Annotated in this window: 16 protein-coding genes; 11 read left to right on the top strand and 5 right to left on the bottom strand. The window is 70.6% G+C overall.

Annotation, left to right across the window (positions count from 1 at the left end):
• Positions 1-148 precede the first annotated feature (148 nt).
• Both AB5G72_RS07990 and AB5G72_RS07985 read right to left on the bottom strand, forming a co-directional pair.
• The gene (locus AB5G72_RS07990) at positions 149-2,899 is read right to left on the bottom strand and encodes a bifunctional acetate--CoA ligase family protein/GNAT family N-acetyltransferase (protein ID WP_440221378.1); all 2,751 of its coding nucleotides are present in this window, start codon (positions 2,897-2,899) and stop codon (positions 149-151) included.
• A gap of 57 nt (positions 2,900-2,956) precedes the next feature.
• Positions 2,957-4,189 (bottom strand): acetoin utilization protein AcuC, encoded by a 1,233-nt coding sequence (locus AB5G72_RS07985; protein ID WP_096905527.1) that lies wholly within the window; start codon positions 4,187-4,189, stop codon positions 2,957-2,959.
• 229 nt (positions 4,190-4,418) lie between these two features.
• Here AB5G72_RS07985 and AB5G72_RS07980 point away from each other — a divergent pair, with 229 nt between their 5' ends.
• Positions 4,419-5,108: a metal-dependent transcriptional regulator gene (locus AB5G72_RS07980; protein WP_069390229.1), complete on the top strand. Its 690-nt coding sequence runs from the start codon at positions 4,419-4,421 to the stop codon at positions 5,106-5,108.
• Entirely contained in the window at positions 5,105-6,085 is a 981-nt protein-coding gene (gene galE / locus AB5G72_RS07975; protein WP_440221377.1) for a UDP-glucose 4-epimerase GalE, read from the top strand. The genes AB5G72_RS07980 and galE overlap by 4 nt, the downstream gene beginning before the upstream one ends.
• Positions 6,086-6,096: 11 nt before the next feature.
• On the opposite strand, the gene AB5G72_RS07970 is transcribed toward galE, so the two are convergent.
• Positions 6,097-7,254, bottom strand: a complete 1,158-nt coding sequence (locus tag AB5G72_RS07970) for a DUF4192 family protein (protein ID WP_440221376.1) — start codon at positions 7,252-7,254, stop codon at positions 6,097-6,099.
• Positions 7,255-7,540: 286 nt separating this feature from the next.
• On the opposite strand from AB5G72_RS07970, the gene AB5G72_RS07965 reads away from it, so the two are divergent.
• The 7 genes from AB5G72_RS07965 to AB5G72_RS07935 all read left to right on the top strand — a co-directional run bounded on the left by AB5G72_RS07965 (position 7,541) and on the right by AB5G72_RS07935 (position 14,758).
• Entirely contained in the window at positions 7,541-8,491 is a 951-nt protein-coding gene (locus AB5G72_RS07965) for a proteasome assembly chaperone family protein (protein ID WP_069390205.1), read from the top strand.
• A gap of 27 nt (positions 8,492-8,518) precedes the next feature.
• Entirely contained in the window at positions 8,519-11,065 is a 2,547-nt protein-coding gene (locus AB5G72_RS07960) for a DEAD/DEAH box helicase (protein WP_120283113.1), read from the top strand.
• Between the two features lie 85 nt (positions 11,066-11,150).
• A complete protein-coding gene (locus AB5G72_RS07955; protein ID WP_096905531.1) occupies positions 11,151-11,609 on the top strand; it encodes a DUF3817 domain-containing protein in 459 nt (152 codons plus the stop codon).
• Positions 11,606-12,226 carry a TetR/AcrR family transcriptional regulator gene (locus AB5G72_RS07950; protein WP_067715815.1) on the top strand — a complete coding sequence of 207 codons (621 nt, stop codon included), beginning with the start codon at positions 11,606-11,608 and terminating at the stop codon, positions 12,224-12,226. The genes AB5G72_RS07955 and AB5G72_RS07950 overlap by 4 nt, the downstream gene beginning before the upstream one ends.
• Positions 12,227-12,278: 52 nt before the next feature.
• Positions 12,279-13,094, top strand: a complete 816-nt coding sequence (locus AB5G72_RS07945; RefSeq protein WP_067715878.1) for an NUDIX hydrolase — start codon at positions 12,279-12,281, stop codon at positions 13,092-13,094.
• A 79-nt stretch (positions 13,095-13,173) separates the two neighbouring features.
• Positions 13,174-14,163, top strand: a complete 990-nt coding sequence (locus AB5G72_RS07940) for a TY-Chap domain-containing protein (RefSeq protein ID WP_440221375.1) — start codon at positions 13,174-13,176, stop codon at positions 14,161-14,163.
• 55 nt (positions 14,164-14,218) lie between these two features.
• A complete protein-coding gene (locus AB5G72_RS07935) occupies positions 14,219-14,758 on the top strand; it encodes a hypothetical protein (protein ID WP_132063274.1) in 540 nt (179 codons plus the stop codon).
• Here AB5G72_RS07935 and AB5G72_RS07930 read toward each other — a convergent pair.
• Positions 14,755-15,138 (bottom strand): YchJ family protein, encoded by a 384-nt coding sequence (locus AB5G72_RS07930; protein ID WP_440221374.1) that lies wholly within the window; start codon positions 15,136-15,138, stop codon positions 14,755-14,757. The two genes, AB5G72_RS07935 and AB5G72_RS07930, sit on opposite strands and share 4 nt — an antisense overlap.
• A gap of 140 nt (positions 15,139-15,278) precedes the next feature.
• On the opposite strand from AB5G72_RS07930, the gene AB5G72_RS07925 reads away from it, so the two are divergent.
• A complete protein-coding gene (locus AB5G72_RS07925) occupies positions 15,279-15,527 on the top strand; it encodes a hypothetical protein (protein WP_206471979.1) in 249 nt (82 codons plus the stop codon).
• A gap of 42 nt (positions 15,528-15,569) precedes the next feature.
• Positions 15,570-17,126 (top strand): fatty acyl-CoA synthetase, encoded by a 1,557-nt coding sequence (locus tag AB5G72_RS07920; RefSeq protein ID WP_120283103.1) that lies wholly within the window; start codon positions 15,570-15,572, stop codon positions 17,124-17,126.
• Between the two features lie 15 nt (positions 17,127-17,141).
• Here the strand turns inward: AB5G72_RS07920 and AB5G72_RS07915 are convergent, their stop codons facing one another.
• Positions 17,142-17,990, bottom strand: coding sequence for an alpha/beta fold hydrolase (locus AB5G72_RS07915; RefSeq protein WP_167457801.1), 849 nt, complete (start codon positions 17,988-17,990; stop codon positions 17,142-17,144).
• Positions 17,991-18,015 lie beyond the last annotated feature (25 nt).

The raw sequence follows: 18,015 nt of genomic DNA, 5'->3' as shown, positions 1-18,015 counted from the left end.
GACGCTGCCCGATCGGACGCCGCCCGATCAGGCGCGAGCCGGGTTCCCCGGAGCCCTTCACACCGTGAGGTCGCAATCCCAGGGCCCCGCCTCCCCCGATCGGGAGGGGCGGGGCCTTCGCGGTGCCGTCCAGGGCCGACCACAGCACCTAGCGCAGCCGGCGGGGCCCCTCGTCGGCGCTGAACCTGGGGGGCGGCCCCAGCCGGACCGTTGCGTAGAGCACCGCGAGACCGTCGGGTCCGGCGAGCGCCGGGTCCACCGACATGCGCCGCATCTCCGGCACGTCCTCTACCAGGCATGAAACCCGCCCCATGAGCTCCACCAACGCGTCACGGTCCACAGGCGCGTCCCCGGCATACCCGTCGAGGAGCGCTGCGGCCCGGGGCCGGTCGAGCAGGGCGGCCGCCTCGCGGGGTGAGATCGGCAGCGTGCTGAACGCCCGGTCGGCCAGCAGATCCGACAACATCCCGGACAGTCCGAACGAGATGAGGGTGCCGAAGATCGGGTGATCGGCGACCCGGATGGTCACGGCGACCCCCTTGGTCGCCATCTTCTGCACGTGCAGGGAACGTGAGCCCGTCGTGGACTGGAGGAACGCGAAGGCATGCCGCACCGCGGCAGAGTCGACGAGGTCGAGTCGCACCCCGGACTGATCGCTGCGGGTCCGCCACCGGTCACTCATCGCCTTGACCGCCACCGGGTAGCCCAACTCGTCGGCGGCCATCACGGCCTGGTCGACATCCGTCACGACGCGGTAGTCGACGATGTCGATCCCGTAGCACTCCAACAGGGCCCGGACCTGGCCCTGCGTGAGCTCGAACGACTCGGTTCCGGCGTGGAGCTGGCAGAGCGAGTCCACGAGCTCCCGCGCGCGTGCGCGGTCGATGTCCTCGTACTCGGCGGGCTCCTCGGCCGGCTTGTCGAGCCACTCGGCGTACCGGCGGGCGCGCACCAGTGCGGACACCGCTCGTTCGGGATACGGGTAGGAGGGTATCGAGCCCCGCGCCGCCACCCCGGACTCGTCGGTCACCGTCAGTCCCTCCGGCAGCCCTTCCCCCGCGAGGAAGGTACTCACCACGGGCTTGCTGCTCTCGCCCGCGGCGGTACGGATCGCCTCGGCATAGGCGTCGGGTTCCGTCGCGACCGGAGGGACGAACACCGTCAGGACCGAGTCGACCTCGTCACGTGCGAGGACGTCCGCGATCGCCTCGCGGAACTCCTCCGGGGACGCGCCGGCACCCAGATCGACCGAATGCGCCACGGTGAAGCCCTGTTGACGCGCGGAGTCCCCGCCGAGGCGTCCGACCGCGGAGGAGTTGCCGACGATGCCGAGGCGACCTCCCGTGGGCAGCGGTTGGTAGGCCAGGAGCGTGGCGGTGTCGAACATGTCCGTGATGGAATCCACCTGGATGAGGCCGGAGTCGCGGAACAGTCCACCGATGGCGTTCGCCGTCAGCCCCTCGACGCCCGACTCCAGATCGTCGGCCGCTCGGCGGACCACCACCACCGGCTTGTTGCGCGCCACGCGCCGGGCGATCCGGGAGAACTTGCGGGCGTTACCGAAGCTCTCCAGGTAGAGCAGCACCACCTCGGTGGCGGTGTCGGTGTCCCAGTACTGCAGCAGGTCGTTGCCGGAGACGTCGGCGCGGTTACCGGCGGAGACGAACGTGGACAGCCCGAGCCTACGTCGGGCCGCGGCGGCGAGGATGGCGATCCCGAGCGCACCCGACTGGCAGAAGAACCCCGTGCGGCCGGGTCCCGGAACGACTTCTGCGAGGGTCGCGTTGAGCTGCACGTCGGGTGAGGTGTTGATCACCCCGAGCGCGTTGGGGCCGACCACGCGCATCCCGTGGGCGCGGGCCTCGCTGACCAGACGCCGTTCGGAGACGACGCCGGCGCTGCCGACGTCCGAGAACCCGGCGGAGATGACGACGAGGGTCGACACGCCCTTCGACAGGCAGTCGTCGAGGACTTCCGACATGGACGCCGCCGGTACTGCCACTACCGCGAGGTCGACGGGATCCGGGATGTCCCTGACGCTCGGATAGGCGCGCACGGACTGCACCGACGTGGCATCGGAATTGACGGGGTACACGGGACCGGAGAACCCGTTGCCGATGAGGTTGCGCAGTACCGTGTGCCCGATCTTGCCCACCTGGTCCGAGGCGCCGATCACGGCGACGGAACTGGGGTTGAGCACACGCGCCAGACTCCGTGCCTCCGCCGCCGCCTCCCGCGAGTTCCGGACATTGGTCAAGGCCTCGGATGGGTCGATCGCGAACTCCAGGTGGAGAGTGGACCCATCGAACGAACGGGAGATCTCGTACCCGGCCCGCCGGAACACCTGGATCATCGACCGGTTCTCGGAGAGCACCTCGGCCTCGAAGTGGTCGATCCCGCATTCGGCCGCGGCGCCGGCCAGGTGCTCGAGGAAGATCGACCCCAGCCCACGCCCCTGATGCTGGTCGGAGATGGTGAACGCGACCTCGGCGAAGGTCGAGTTCGGCAGTCGCTCGTAGATCGCCATGCCGATGACCTCCGCGCCCAACTCGGCGACGAACGCCATCCGGTCGCGGTAGTCGATGTTGGTCATCCGGGCGAGTTCACGGTCGGACAGCACATCGTGCGATCCGAAGTAACGCAGGTAGCGGGTGCGCTCGGACAGGCTGGTGTGGAACCGGGAGATCTTCTCGGCGTCGTTGGGCAGGATCGGCCGCACGCGCACGGCCCGCCCGTCGGATCCGAGTACGTCCGCAGCCCACTCGTGGGGATAGCCCTCCGGGTACTCGTCGACGGAGGTGTCGGTCGACGCGTGCTCGGGTGGGTCCACCGCCGGGGTGGCGTCGGTCGGGTTCTCGGTCACCGTGTCAACGGTCTCGCGGTCGCCGGGGTGCGCCATGGGGTCCTCCAGGGACTGAGGGGTAGGGGGTCGATGAGTCTGTTGCAGCGCCGCCGGTCAGTCGCGGGGATCGTCCGGGTCGAGTCCGAGCAGGGGGTAAACCGAGCGGCGGGTGTCGAGGATCGACTGGTCGAGTCGGGCGAGCGAACGATCCATCTCCACCCCCCGATCGGATCCCGCGGGCTCCCACGGGGTGTAGCCGGGGGTCTCCCCGTCCCCCATCGTCTGCGGGACGCGGTCGGGGACGGTGAACCTGCCGGCCGCGGCCCGCCACTGGTCCGGGATCGCGGTCGCCGGGTCGAGCGGGACCCCCAGCACGGCAGCGATGAGGTGGGTCCACGACCGCGGGACCACCCGCACCAGTTCGTAGCCGCCCCCGCCGATCGCGATGAGTCTCCCTTCGCAGAGTTCGTCAGCCAGCGCCACGACCTCCAGATACGACTGCCGGTGACCGTCGACGGTCAACGAGAGGTCGGCGAGCGGGTCTTCACGGTGCGAGTCGCACCCGGCCTGCATGACGATGATCTGGGGTTCGAACGTCCGCAGCACTCCGGGGACCACGGCGTGGAAGCCCCGCAGCCAGAGATCATCGGTGACCGCGGGGAGGTACGCCAGGTTGACGGCGGTGCCCTCCGCGCGGCCGACACCGGTCTCCGACGCCCAGCCGGTGGACGGCCACAGGGTGGCTGGGTGCTGGTGCAGGGACACCGTCAGGACCCGCGGGTCCTCGTAGAACGCGGTCTGGACGCCGTCCCCGTGGTGGACGTCGATGTCGACGTAGGCGACGCGGTCGTACCCGTTGTCGAGCAACCAGCTGATCGCCACCGCCGCGTCGTTGTAGACGCAGAACCCGGCGGCGGCAGCGGGCATGGCGTGGTGCATCCCCCCGGCGACGGAGACCGCACGCGTCGCGGCCCCGCTGGCGATGGCCCGGGCGGCCGTCAGCGTGCCGCCCGCGACCGCCGCGCTGGCCTCGTGCATCGCCGGGAACGTCGGGTTGTCGGCCGTCCCGAGCCCGTGGCTCATCCCGACATGCTCACCGGGCGGCAGGTCGCCGGCGGCCTTGACGGCGTCGATGTAGCGGGAGGTGTGGACCCTCAGTAGCTCGTCCTCGCTGGCCGACCCGGGGTCCAGCATCTCGACACCCTGCAGGACGCCGAGCTCGGTCGCGAGGGACATGGTCAGATCGAGCCGCCGTGGACTCATCGGGTGGTCAGCGGAATGCCGGTACTCCAGCAATGACGGACTCCACACGACCTTCGCCGCGACGCCGTCCCCGATCCCGGCCATAGCCACCGTCCTCCCGTGGGCCGGGTAGTTCCCGGCCCGAGCACCCCGAGCGAGCAGTGGGGCACGTCACCCGTGAATCTACGCGTGTGGCACCGGGCCCGGCCCCCGATTGTCCGCTCTCCACCCCGGTCGGTGGCCCGACGGTAGTCTCGGAGGCAGAACCCTGACGGCGCCCGCGCCTGCGGGGAGTCGCACACCTATCGACGATCCGACCGTGGAGGACTGCAGCGTGAAGGACCTGGTGGACACCACCGAGATGTACCTCCGCACCATTTACGAACTCGAGGAGGAAGGCGTGATCCCGCTGCGGGCGAGGATCGCGGAGCGCCTCGAGCAGAGCGGGCCGACCGTGAGCCAGACCGTCGCGCGGATGGAGCGCGACGGGTTGGTCCTCGTGGCCCCCGACCGGCATCTCCAGCTCACCGCTACGGGCAGGGAACTCGCGGTGGGTGTGATGCGTAAGCACCGCCTCGCCGAGCGTCTCCTGGTCGATGTGATCGGACTGGAGCTCGAGAAGGTCCACGCCGAGGCGTGCCGCTGGGAGCACGTGATGAGCGACGACGTCGAGCGGCGGCTCATCGAGGTCCTCGATGACCCCCGGACCTCTCCCTACGGCAACCCGATCCCCGGGCTGGAGCGGATCGGGTACCCCGCCTCCGCCCTCGACGACCCCAACCAGATCAGGCTCTCGGCGCTGGAGAGCGACGTGGCCCACCGGGTCCGGATCCGGGCGATCGGTGAGAACGTGCAGATCGACACGGAACTGATCTCCGAGCTCCGGGCCGCGGGCGTCGAACCGCTCAGAACCGTCACCGCCACCCGCCGCGGGCACCTCGTCGAGCTCGACTCCGGTGAGGGGCGCACGGTGGAACTCGACGGCGACCACGCCCACGCGATCCAGGTCGAGATCGTCTCGTGAAGCTGCTCGTCACCGGCGGCGCCGGGTATGTCGGCGGGGTCTGCGCGACGGTCCTGATCGAGCGCGGTCACGAGGTGGTGGTGCTCGACGACCTGTCCACGGGTAACCGGGACGGGGTTCCCGAGGGGGCGACGTTCGTCGAGGGGGACGTGGCCGTACGCGCGCCGGAGGTTCTCGACTCCTCGTTCGACGGTGTCCTGCACTTCGCCGCGCGTTCCCTCGTCGGCGAGTCCGTCGAGAAGCCCGGGAAGTACTGGCAGGGCAACGTCGTCACGTCCCTGGCCCTCCTCGACGCGATGCGTGAGTCCGGGGTGGGCAACCTGGTGTTCTCCTCCACCGCCGCCACCTACGGCGAGCCCGAGCAGGTCCCCATCACCGAGGACATGCCCACGCGTCCGACCAACACCTACGGGGCCACCAAACTCGCGATCGATCACGCCATCACGTCGTACGCCACCGCGTACGGTCTCGCCGCGACCAGCCTGCGCTACTTCAACGTCGCCGGGGCCTATCACGGTGCGGGCGAGAACCGGGTCGTGGAGACCCACCTCATCCCCCTCGTGCTGCAGGTCGCGCTCGGCCATCGCGCCGATATCAAGGTCTTCGGTGACGACTGGCCCACCCCCGATGGCACGTGCATCCGCGACTACATCCACGTCGCCGACCTCGCCGACGCCCATCTGCTGGCGCTGGAGACCAACACTCCCGGCACCCACCGGGTGCTCAACCTGGGCAGCGGTGAGGGGTTTTCCGTCCGTGAGGTCATCGACGTGTGCCGGGAGGTCACCGGACATCCCATCCCCGACGTCGTCGCCCCACGTCGCGCCGGCGACCCGGCGGTGCTCGTGGCCTCCAGCGCCCGGGCGATCGCCGAACTCGGGTGGAACCCCTCCCGCACCGACCTGCGTACGGTCGTCGAGGACGCCTGGGCGTTCACCGAGGCGCTCGGCGACCGCGCGCACTCGGCTCCGCGCTGACCCGGAGCGGCTCAGGCGGCCGCGGCCACCTGCCTGAGCCGTTCCGGAGACAGGCCCGCGTGCAGGCTGTCGATCAGGAGCCGGGCGAGGGAGTTGCCGGCGTCGGCGTCCAGGGCCGCCGACAGGGCCGACCAGGCATGCACCCCGCTACCGTCGAAGTAGGCCGCGGCGCCGAGTAGCAGGAGCGCCACCGAGCGTTCGCGCCCCGGCCTCCGGCGCGCGACCGCCCACCACACGAGACGTCGGCCGTCGCCGTCGCCCAGACCCCGCTGGGCCAGCCGCCGGTAGATCTCGTCCCGAACCGCGATGACGAGCAGGTCCCGGCCGATTCCGGCGAGCTCGTCGTCGTCGACACTCTCCCCCACCTCCAGTCGACGTGCGGCGTCGTCGTGACGCTCGACCGCCTCGGCCACCACCGCCTCCGCCACCCGACGGGCCCCGTCCACCCGCGGCGGCCCCGACTCGTGGGGATCCTCGTCGCAGGCGTCCGCGTCCCGCACGAGGTACATCCGGTCTATCTCGTCCCGCGAGCCGGCCCGGACCCGGCCACCGTACGCGTGGACCGCGGCGATCTGCGTCGAGTCGGGATCGAGTTGGACCCCACGGACCATCCCGAACAGGTCCACCCACGGTGCGCCCTCGGCGAACTCGCCGACGCCGTAGGCCGCCGCGACCTCTGTGCCCGCGACACCCAGCCAGTACTCGAACGCCGATGCGGCGTCCTCCGCCCGCAAGCCCGCGTGGTAGTCCTCCACGCAGTCCTCGTGCACCACGACCAGATGCACCGACCCGATCCCCTCCCGCGCGCAGAACTGCGCCAACCCGCGCGCGGGACCGGGATCGACAGCCGGGTTCGAGCGCCCCACGGAAGCGTCGTCGGGACCGTCGTCGTGATAACCGTCCACGTCGTCGTCACCGTCGAGCAACTCGTCGTCATCGGGGTCGCCCCGTCCCGCCCCCAGCAACCCGTCGACATCCATACGGACCACCGGCCCCTGCCCGCCGTCGGCCGTCTCGCCGCACAGCACCACCACCGACCCCCGGCCCGGTGGGAACCCGAGCATCGCCGGTATGGAGGCGATCAACTCCTCCGGCGAGGAGATCACCACCGTCGCCCGTCCGTCCGCCCCGTCATCGTCGATCATCTCGCCGGTCGTCATCGTCCTCATCCGTCTCCTGTCTCGCGCGTCCTGGGCCCCGCCCGGGTCCCGGCCCGCAGGTGCCGTGCACCGGTCTCACCATCGGGCACGTGGTCGGCCACCGGAGGCCTGCGGGCGTCCTGTCGCGCCCCGCCTGTGGAGAGGGGGACGACCTGTGGGGAACGGCAGGGGCACCGCCACCGGGGAATCAACCCGGGCGCGGTGTCGTTGTCACAGTTGTGAACCCCGTCCCGGATGGACGACCGGGCGACCCCGTACTCCCGACGGACGGGGTGTGGTGACGAGAGGAGTCGACATGGCCAGGCACAGCGATCTGTACCGAATGATCGAACCCGTTCCCGACCTGCGTTCTGAGGACGGCCGCGGGCCGGTCCTCGTGCACGGACTCGAGGGGTTCTCGGATGCCGGCCAGGCGATCCAGGGCGTGGCCGAACACCTCCGCGAAACCCTGGACTCGCAGCTGATCGTCGAGTTCGACGTCGACGAGCTGGTGGACTACCGGTCCCGCCGCCCCCACCTGAAATACTCGTTCGATCGGTTCTCCGAGTACGACCAGCCGACGATCCAACTGCACGCCGTCAAGGCCACCGACGGCACGTCGTTCCTGTTGCTCTCGGGCCTCGAACCCGACCTGAAGTGGGACGGTTTCACCAACTCCGTGATCGATCTGGCCGCCACCTTCGGCGTCCGCATGTCGATCGGACTCGGGGCCATGCCGCTGGGCGTGCCGCACACCCGGCCGACCAACTCCAGCGCCCACGCCAGTGATGTGGACCTCATCCAGGGGTTCACCGCCTGGCCCGGCGAGTTCTCCGTGCCCGGCAACGTGACCTCACTGCTCGAGCTGCGGATGGCCGAGCACGGGATCCCGTCCGCGGGCTTCACCGTGCACGTCCCCCAGTACCTGTCCCAGACCGCGTACCCCGCGGCGGTGCTCAACCTCGTCGACAACGTCTCGCGGCTCGCGGACCTCGAGCTGCCGACCACCGGACTGGAGAAGGCCGCCGAGGAGTTCACCGCGCAGGTCAACGCGCAGATCGAGAACAACCACGAGGTCCTCACCGCCGTCGAGCTCATGGAGAAGCAGTACGACCAGTTCATGGAGACGCGGCTGGGCTCCGATTCACTCAACCCCGGCGGCAAGCCGTTGCCCTCCGGCGACGAGATCGGTGCCGAGTTCGAGCGGTTCCTGGCCCAGCAGGCCGAGGACGACGGGTCGGGCCGGGGCCCGGAGATGAACGGCTGACCGACCCCGGCGACTAGGCTCGGACCGGTGCATCTGCCCCACCTCCTCGCCGACCTCGACGACGTCCCCGCCGACCTGCACGACGAGGCGGTGTTCGACGCGTTCGTGGCGTGGGCCGCCGACCGGGGGCTGACGCCGTACCCGGCGCAGGAGGAAGCCGTCCTCGAGATCGCCGCCGGCAGCCACGTGATCCTGGCCACCCCCACAGGCTCCGGCAAGTCCCTCGTGGCCCTGGGGGCCCACTTCTCGGCGATGGCACGAGGTGTCCGCAGCTACTACACCGCCCCCATCAAGGCGCTCGTCAGCGAGAAGTTCTTCGCCCTGTGCGAGGTCTTCGGCGCCGAGAACGTGGGCATGCTCACCGGCGACGCCTCGGTCAACGCCGACGCCCCCATCGTCTGCGCCACCGCCGAGATCGTCGCCAACATCGCCCTGCGAGAGGGGTCGGCCGCCGACATCGGCCAGGTGGTGATGGACGAGTTCCACTACTACTCCGAGCCGGACCGCGGGTGGGCCTGGCAGGTGCCGCTCATCGAACTGCCCGACACGCAGTTTCTGCTCATGTCCGCGACCCTCGGGGACGTCGACTGGTTGCGGGAGGACCTGCGTCGGCGCACGGGTCGGGAGTGCGTGCACATCGGCGGCACCGAACGCCCCGTCCCCCTGTCGTTCGAGTACGAGCTCAGCGGCGTCCACGAGACGGTGGAACTGCTCCTCCGTGACGGCAAGGCCCCCGTCTACATCGTCCACTTCACCCAGGCCGCCGCACTCGAACAGGCCCAGGCGTTGACCTCGCTCTCGGTGGCGACCAAGGAGCGCAAGGCCGCGGTCTCCGAGGAGATCGGCGGGTTCCGGTTCAGCACCGCGTTCGGCCGCACCCTGCGCAAACTCCTGCTCCACGGGATCGGCGTCCACCACGCGGGCATGCTCCCCAAATACCGGCGGCTGGTGGAGCGGCTGGCGCAGGACGGCCTGCTCACCGTCATCTGCGGTACGGACACCCTCGGCGTCGGGATCAACGTGCCCATCCGGACCGTGCTGTTCACCGGCCTGACCAAGTTCGACGGCCGTCGTCAGCGGGTCCTCAAGGCCCGCGAGTTCCACCAGATCGCGGGCCGTGCCGGTCGGGCCGGGTTCGACACCGAGGGGTTCGTGGTGGTGCTCGCCCCCGAGCACGAGATCGAGAACGCCAAGGCCGCCGCGAAGGCCGCCGCCAACCCCAAGAAGAAGGCCAAGGCGGGCAAGAAGAAGCCCCCCGAGGGGTTCGTCAACTGGTCCCGGTCGACCTTCGACAAGCTCGTCGGCGCGCAGCCGGAGCAACTGACCAGTCGCTTCGAGGTGAGCAACTCGATGCTGCTCAACATCATCTCCCGACCCGGCAGTTGCTACGACCACATGCGGCACCTGCTGTTGTCCTCGCACGAGACCCGCGCGCGGGTACGTCGGCACGTGCTCCGCGCGATCGAGCTGTTCCGCGGACTGGAGGCCGCCGGGATCGTGGAACGGCTCCCGGAGCCCGACGGCGACGGGCGGCACGTCCGGCTGACGGTGGACCTCCAACGGGATTTCGCGCTGAACCAGCCGCTGGCGCCGTTCGCGATCGCTGCGATGGAGGTGCTCGACCCGGAGTCCCCCACCCCCGAGCTGGACCTGGTCTCGGTGATCGAGGCCGTGCTCGACGATCCCCGGCCGATCCTGTACGCCCAGCAGCGCCAGGCCCGTGGGGAGGCGATCGGGGCGCTCAAGGCCGACGGGGTCGAGTACTCCGAGCGCATGGAGTTGGTCGAGGACATCTCGTGGCCCAAGCCGCTCGGGGACCTCATCGCCGACGCCTACGACGCCTACCGCGCAGGGCATCCGTGGGTCGCCGGGATCGAACCGTCACCGAAATCGGTCATCCGGGAGATGGTCGAACGGGGCATGACGTTCTCGGACCTCGTCTCGGCCTACGGGCTCGGCCGCTCCGAGGGAGCCGTCCTGCGCTACCTCACCGACGCCTACCGGGCACTGCGCCAGACCGTCCCCGCCGACCGACGCTCCGAGGAGTTCGAGGACCTGGTCGAGTGGCTGGGCGAACTGGTCCGACAGGTGGACTCGAGCCTGCTGGACGAGTGGGAGCTCCTCACCGACCCGGATCTGTCGTCCGCCCAGGTCGCGGAGCTCGCGTTCGGTGAGTCCGCCGGGAACACCAGGCCCGTCACCGCGAACAGGCGCGCGTTCCGCGTGATGGTGCGCAACGCGATGTTCCGCCGCGTCGAACTGCTCTCGCGCGACGACATCGAGCGGTTGGCGGAACTTGACGCCGACGTTCCCGACCACCCCGACTGGGACTCGGAGATCGACGCCTACTGGGACGAGTACGACGCCATCGGAACCGGTCCGGCGGCCCGTGGCCCCGCACTGTTCACGGTCACCGAGTCGGGCCCCGGCGTGGAGACCAATACGTGGCGGGTCCGGCAGGTGCTCGACGACCCGGAGGGCGACCACGGTTGGGCGATCGAGGGTGTGGTGGACCTGGCGGCCTGCGACGAGGCGGGCGAGGTGCGTTTCGCCTCACTCGCCCTCCACGGGTGAACCCGCCCCCGACCTGGAACCTACCCGCGCGGCCCGGGTCCGTAGCATGTGCGACGAACCCCGACCCGATCGATGGAGGACAGTTGTGACCCCCCGCATCCTGTACAAGAGACTCGCGCTCGCGGAGGTGGTCACCTGGACGCTCCTGATCCTGGGCATGATCGGCAAGTACGGCTTGGGATTCGACTGGGCGACCATGGTCGGCGGCAGCGTCCACGGGTTCGTGTTCCTCTGCTACGCGGTGGCCACCGTCGCGGTCTGGACCGACAAGCGGTGGACCGCAGGGACCGGTGTCCTCGGTCTGGCCTCCGCCGTGATCCCCTATGCGACCGTCCCGTTCGAGCGGTCGGTGGAGCGTCGTGGACTGCTCGACGGCCCGTGGCGGGTCGGCCCGGAGGGCGACGCCCCGCGTACGCTCCCGGAGCGCGTGCTGGCCTTCGCGGTGCGGTCGCCCGCCCTCGCGTTGGTGGCGACGCTCGTCGTGGTGGCGATCGTGTTCTCGCTGTTGCTGATGGCCGGCCCGCCGACCGAGTGGTTCTCGTGACCCCCACCCGCGAACCCGGCCGCCGGGAGTTGAACAAGGCCGACAAGCAGCGGCGCATCCACGCGGCCGCCCGCGACCTGTTCACCCGTCGCGGCTACTCCTCGGTGACCACCCAGGAGGTCGCCGATCTGGCCGAGGTCGGGACGGGGACGCTGTTCCGGTACGCGCAGTCCAAGGGCGAACTGTTGTGCATGGTCGCCAACGACGAGTTCCGCGCGATGGTCGAGACCGTCCCGGCCACCGGCGACCCGGTGAACGATCTCGTCACCCTGTGCGAACCTCTCCTGGTGGCGCTCGACAGGCAGCCGGAGAACATCGCGGCGTACCACCGCGAGACGCTGTTCGGGGAGCCCGGGCCGCACCGCGCGGAGGCGCAACGCATCCTCGGAGAGCTTCGCGACCTCATCGCCGGCGTCCTCGCAGGTCACTCGGGCACTTCCGCGACCGCGGACGACCTCGCCGGTCCGGCCCAGACCGTGTTCGACGTGCTCTACATGACCATCGTGCGGTGCGGGGTGGAGCGCTCCCCCGTCAGCGACAGCCGCGGGACTGTCACCGAGCAGGTCCGCCACGTGCTCTACGGCGTCCTGCCTCCGGCCGCCACGGGTTCCGACTGACCACACCCACCCCGGTGTGGGGCGCGCCACCGCGTCGGGCGAGACTGTCAGCATGACCGAGGTTGACCAGAGCACCGCCCGCCCCGTCAAGGACGCCTCCACCGTGATGGTGATCCGCGATTCCACCGCCGGCCCGGAGGTGTTCGTCGCCCGCCGCGTCAAGGGTATGGCGTTCGCCGGTGGGATGACCGTCTTCCCGGGTGGAGGGGTGGACGCCGCCGACGACGACCCCGACCTCGCGTGGACGGGCCCGGCCCCCACCTGGTGGGCCGAGCGCCTCGGGTGCGACGAGCCGCGGGCCCGCCGGCTGGTCTGCGCCGCCGCCCGGGAGACGTTCGAGGAGTGCGGTGTCCTGTTGGCGGATCACCTCGACGGAGCCGCGGTCTCGGATGCCGGCAGGTACCACTCGGCCCGGGCCGAGCTCGAAGCCCACGAATTGTCGTTCAGCGGCTTCCTGGAGCGGGAGGAGCTCTCGCTGGCCGCCGGCCGTCTCCGTCCGTTCGACCACTGGATCACTCCCGAGGTCGAGAAGCGCCGGTACGACACCCGGTTCTTCCTCGCCGCACTGCCAGGCGGGCAGGAGCCGGACGACCTGACCACCGAGGTGGACCTGACCATGTGGGCCCGCCCCGTGGACCTGCTGGCGGACTTCCGTACGGGCCACTCGATGCTGCTGCCGCCCACCTGGACCCAGCTACGCCACCTCGCCGAGTTCGCTGACGTCGACTCCGCACTGGCCGCGTCCCGGACCATCGCGCCGATCCAACCGGAGATCATCGAGCACCGCGGCGGCATCAGGGTCGGGTTCGACGGCTCCGACGAGTACTGGTCGGACTATCAGGCAGGGCATCCGCCGACCGGGAACTGATCGGCGCGCGCCGGGACCCGTGCGCCGGACCCTGTCGAACCGCTCACGGAGACGGTGGCTCGGTGGTTGACTGCCTTGCATGCCGGCATTCGAGTTCGACGTGGACGCGTCGATCGCGGCCGGGTGGGACCGTTTCGCCTCCCACCTGGCCGATCTCCTGCGCGACCTGGTCCCCGGCGCGATCTTCGACCTGGCGGTACCCGTCCTCGGTGCGCCCTCCGCGCACACGCCGTACATCCGGTTCACCGCCGTCGCCTCCGGGCGGGTCGACGCCGAGGTCTCCGGCGGCGGTTCTGAGGACACCCCCACCCCCCTGCGCCCCGCGCAACTGGCGCAGCTCTCGGCCCTCGGATGGCAGGCCGCCGGCACGGGTCGTGAACCGGATCCCGCCGCCGGCCCACGTGTCAGCCTGACGACGGACCGGGCCCGCGAGCTGTCCCACCTCGTCGCCGGGACCCTGGAACAGGTGTTCGGGATCCGACACCCGGTGTTCCTGCACGATGTCACCGACTCCGATCCGGATGACCTCGTCGGCGCGCGTCCGGTCGAGCCCGGGGCGTCGGACGGGGACCCGTCCGACGCCGGGAGCCCCCCGGGCGGCGAGAATGACTTCCGCCCGCAGCCGATCACCGATCCGGACCAGGCGACCCGGGCTGTGGAAGCGGCCCTCACCGAGGTCTACCGGCGGCGCGTCCGGGCCGACGAGCACGATGTCTTCACCGTCCCCGCCGGGTGCGTCCTGCTCTTCGTGCGCGCGCACCGTTCCCTGCCGCTCATCGTGTTCCGCAGTCCGCTGGTGTCGGCGGTGGAGGACGCGGCCGCCGCGGAGACCGAGGTCGCGATCCTCAACCGCGACTCCTTGTGGTGCCGGTACGTCTTCGACGGCGAGGCGATCACCGCCGAGTCGGAGTTCGTCGACCGGGTGTTCGTGCCGGTCAACTTCAAGATCCAGCTGGCCGAGATCTCCGCGGAGCTCGATGACGTCTACCCGGACCTCGTACGCCGGGTCGCGGGCAAACACTCGCGGGACCTGCGAGCCTCCGATGACCCCGACCCCGACGGGCCGTAGGATCAGGGACTGCCGGGACCGGCCCGGCGCACGATCCCGCCACAGGAGCGCCCCTATGCGTCGCGCCGCCCTCGCCGCCGTGGTCACGGTGGCGACCGTGTTGACCAGTGCCTGCTCTCCGTCGCTCCTCGGCGACGACGACGAACGCGCCGTGCCCGCCCCCACCGCGGAGCCCAGCGGCCCGCTGCCCTCATCCCAGCAGTTCGACCGCCCGTTCCCCGTCTCGGGCGATCTGTGGGACGCCACCGTCACCGTGTCGAACCTGCGGATCGAGCCGTCCTCCGCGTACTCGGACGCCGTGCTGGTGGTGGATGTCCGTGCCGTGCAGTCGTCCGGGCAGCCCGAGTTGGGTCCGGCCGACTTCTCCGCCTTCGACCCCTCGGGACGACCCTTCGAGCGGATCCAGAACCCCGCGGGAATCGTCGACGACCCGCTGGTCCCCTCGGTCCTGGCCACCCCCGGCGAGGAGATCCGGGGAATGGTGGCCTGGACGGTGCCCCGCGGTGTCAGGATCGGCCGGATCGATGTGACCACCCCCGGCACGATCGGTTCGTTCATCGTGACCCGCCAGCCGGACGACCCCGCCCGGTCCTAGTCGCCCGCGGGATCCGACCCCGTCAGGTACGTCCAGCGCCCGCCCCTGCGCTCGAACAGCGACCGTTCCCGCATCACGGTCGGGCCCTCCGGGCCGGTGTACCGCGCTTCGAACTCGACCACCCCGTCGTCGTCGCCCTCATCTCCGGCGACCACCTCCACGACGGTGAGCCCGGTCCACTCCACGTCGGATGCCTCGACCGTCGGCGGTCTGGTCCGGGGATGCCACGTGCGCCAGAGATGGTCCGTGTGCCCCAGCACGAACGCCGTGTACCGCGACCGCATCAACCGCTCGGCGGTGTGCGCCGGAAGGCCGTCCTCGACGATCGGACCGCAGCACGTCCCGAACCCGTCCCCACTGCCGCACGGGCATGCGCTCATCGGTCCACTCCGTTCACCCTGCGATCCGATCCGATCAGGATACCGCCGTCGCACCGGGCGGCCACCGACCCGCCCCGTACCGCCACCGGACGCCGCGCGTCCACCCCCGGCCTTCCCGACGGTCTATCCTCGCTGGTGACATGACTGGTTTCGCTTCCCTCCGCTCGCTCGCGCGACGCCGCCCGGACCCCGACCTCGCACCCCTGCGCGTGCGCTCCTGCCGCGACCTGTGCAATTGGAACGAGACCCCGGTCGAGCGTCGGGGAGAGCCGCTGTTCGCGTGCCGCGGATGCGGATCCCAGTGGGTCCCGAGTGAACCGTGGACCCCGCGCGAGGCCACCGGGGAGATCCCCCGGGCCGTCCTGGACCTCCTCCGGTCCGGCGACTGACCACCCGGGGTACGACGTCACCGTCCGCTATAGAGTCGGACCATGACCACGACCCCTCTGTCCCCCCTCTCGTCCGCCGGCGCCGGGACCGTCGACGCGATCCTGCGACGGTCCGCCCGCCGGTTCCCCGACCGGGTCGCCCTGACCTTCGCCGACCGTCGCTGGACCTACGCCGAACTCGACACCGCCGTCGACCGGGTCGCCTCCCTGCTCGCCGCTCGGGGGCTCGACGACGGTGCGCGGATCGCCGCCTACGGGGTCAACTCGGACGCCTACCTCATCGGCTTTCTCGCGACCTCACGGGCGGGGTACACCCACGTCCCGGTGAACTACGCCCTGACGGGCGGAGAGCTCGAGTACCTCCTGACGGATTCCGGCGCCTCACTCGTGCTGGTCGACCCCGCACAGGCGCCGACCCTCGAGACCGTCGTCCAGACCCTGCCGTCGCTGCAGACGCTCGCGCTGCAACCCGCCGCCGGGGACCCCGCCGACGGCACGCTGCTGGGCGCGGCAGTGGATCGGGGCGAGGCCCGGCCCGTCGACTCCCCCGCATCCGGGAGCGACCTCGCGCAGCTTCTGTACACCTCGGGCACCACCTCGCGGCCCAAGGGCGCGATGATGACGCACGCGGCACTGGCGCACGAGTACGTCAGCTGCATCCTCTCCCTCGACCTCGCAGCGGATGACGCACCACTGGTGACGATGCCGCTGTACCACTCCGCGGCCATGCACGTGTTCGCGATGCCCTACCTCTCGCTGGGGGCGACGGTGCACCTGATGGCCGCGCCCGACATCCCGGAGATCCTCCGGCGCGTCGAGGAGGACGGGATCGGGTCGCTGTTCCTCGCACCGACGGTCTGGGTTCCGCTGGCCTCCCACCCCGACCTCGACACGCGTGACCTGTCGAGCCTGCGCAAGGCCCAGTACGGCGCGTCGATCATGCCGGTCACCGTGCTGCAGCGCCTGCGCGACAAGTACCCCGAGCTCGGTTTCTACAACTGCTTCGGGCAGTCCGAGATCGGGCCGCTGGCGTGCGTCCTGCGTCCCGAGGAGCACGATGCACGCCCGGCCAGTGCCGGCCGTCCCGTCTTCTTCGTCGAGGCGCGCGTCGTCGACGAGAGCGGCGCGGAGGTCGCGGCCGGCGAGCAGGGTGAGATCGTCTACCGCTCCCCGCAACTGTGCCAGGGGTACTGGAACAAGCCCGAGGCCACGCAGGAGGCGTTCCGCGACGGGTGGTTCCACTCCGGGGACCTCGTGGTGCGTGACCCGGAGGGGTTCGTCGAGGTGGTCGACCGGATCAAGGACGTCATCAACACCGGCGGTGTCCTGGTGGCCTCCCGCGAGGTGGAGGACGCCGTGTACCGGGACGAGCGGGTCGCCGAGGTCGCCGTGATCGGCACCCCGGATCCCAAGTGGATCGAGGCGGTGACCGCGGTCGTCGTCCTCAAGGACGGAGTTCACGCCACGGAGGACGAGATCGTCGCGAGCACGCGCGAGCACCTCGCCCCGTTCAAGGTGCCCAAGCGGGTGGTGTTCGTCGATGAACTGCCCCGCAACCAGTCCGGAAAGCTCCTCAAGCGGGAGTTGCGGCAGGACTGACACGCCTCGGGGCGGTCAGGCGATCCGGGCCAGGACCTCGCGTGCCACCAACGCGGGGGCCTGTTCCGGTATCCAGTGACCGAGGTCATCGAGCGGGACGAAACGGTACTCGGCCGTCACCCGCTCCGCCGTCGCGTCGGCCCCGCTGCGCGCGACCGCGGGATCCTGCCCGCCCCACAGGAAGGTGGTGGGGACGGTGACGTCGGGGAGGTCGTACCTCCGCATCGCGCGGTACCAGTGCAGGGCCGCGGTCAGGGCCGAGCGCTCCCCGAGCACCTCGAGATGCCTGTCCACCAGATCCGGCGGTACCTGCCCGCCGAACATGGCACGCAATCGGTGAGCATCCCCCTCGAGGAGCACGTCCTCGGCCTTGCCCTCCTGTCGGAACAATCCGAAGTACGCCGACCGGGCCTGTTGATCGGGATCCGCCCTGATCGCATCGGAGAACGCCGCGAGATGCGGGATCGAGATGGCCGTGAGACTCGCGACCCGATCGGCGTGGTGGGCGGCCAGCCACCATGCCACGGACGCCCCCCAGTCATGACCGACCACGTGGACACGCTCGAGCCCCAGACCGTCCGCCACGGCGAGGGCGTCAGCCGACAGGTGCTCGATGGCATAGTCCGCCACATCGTGCGGACGCGCTCCGGGCGAGTATCCACGCTGCATGGGGGCCACCACCCGGACACCCTGAGTCACCAGGTCCGCGGCGACGCGTTCCCATTCCCACGCCGACTCGGGGAAGCCGTGCAGGGCCAACACAGTCCGCACCGGTGCAGTGTCGGCCGCGTGGCCGTCCGGCTCCCACACCAGGACGTCAAGGGTGCCTGCCGGGACGTCCACGGTCGTTCTCCGAGGTTCCATGGAGCGGACCCTAGCGCGCCACCGG

It is taken from the genome of Dietzia sp. MNB45 (assembly GCF_051994785.1).
Taxonomy (GTDB): Bacteria; Actinomycetota; Actinomycetes; order Mycobacteriales; family Mycobacteriaceae; genus Dietzia; species Dietzia kunjamensis.
Note: the sequence above shows the minus strand (reverse complement) of the source record. Positions and strands in the feature narration are given on the sequence as shown.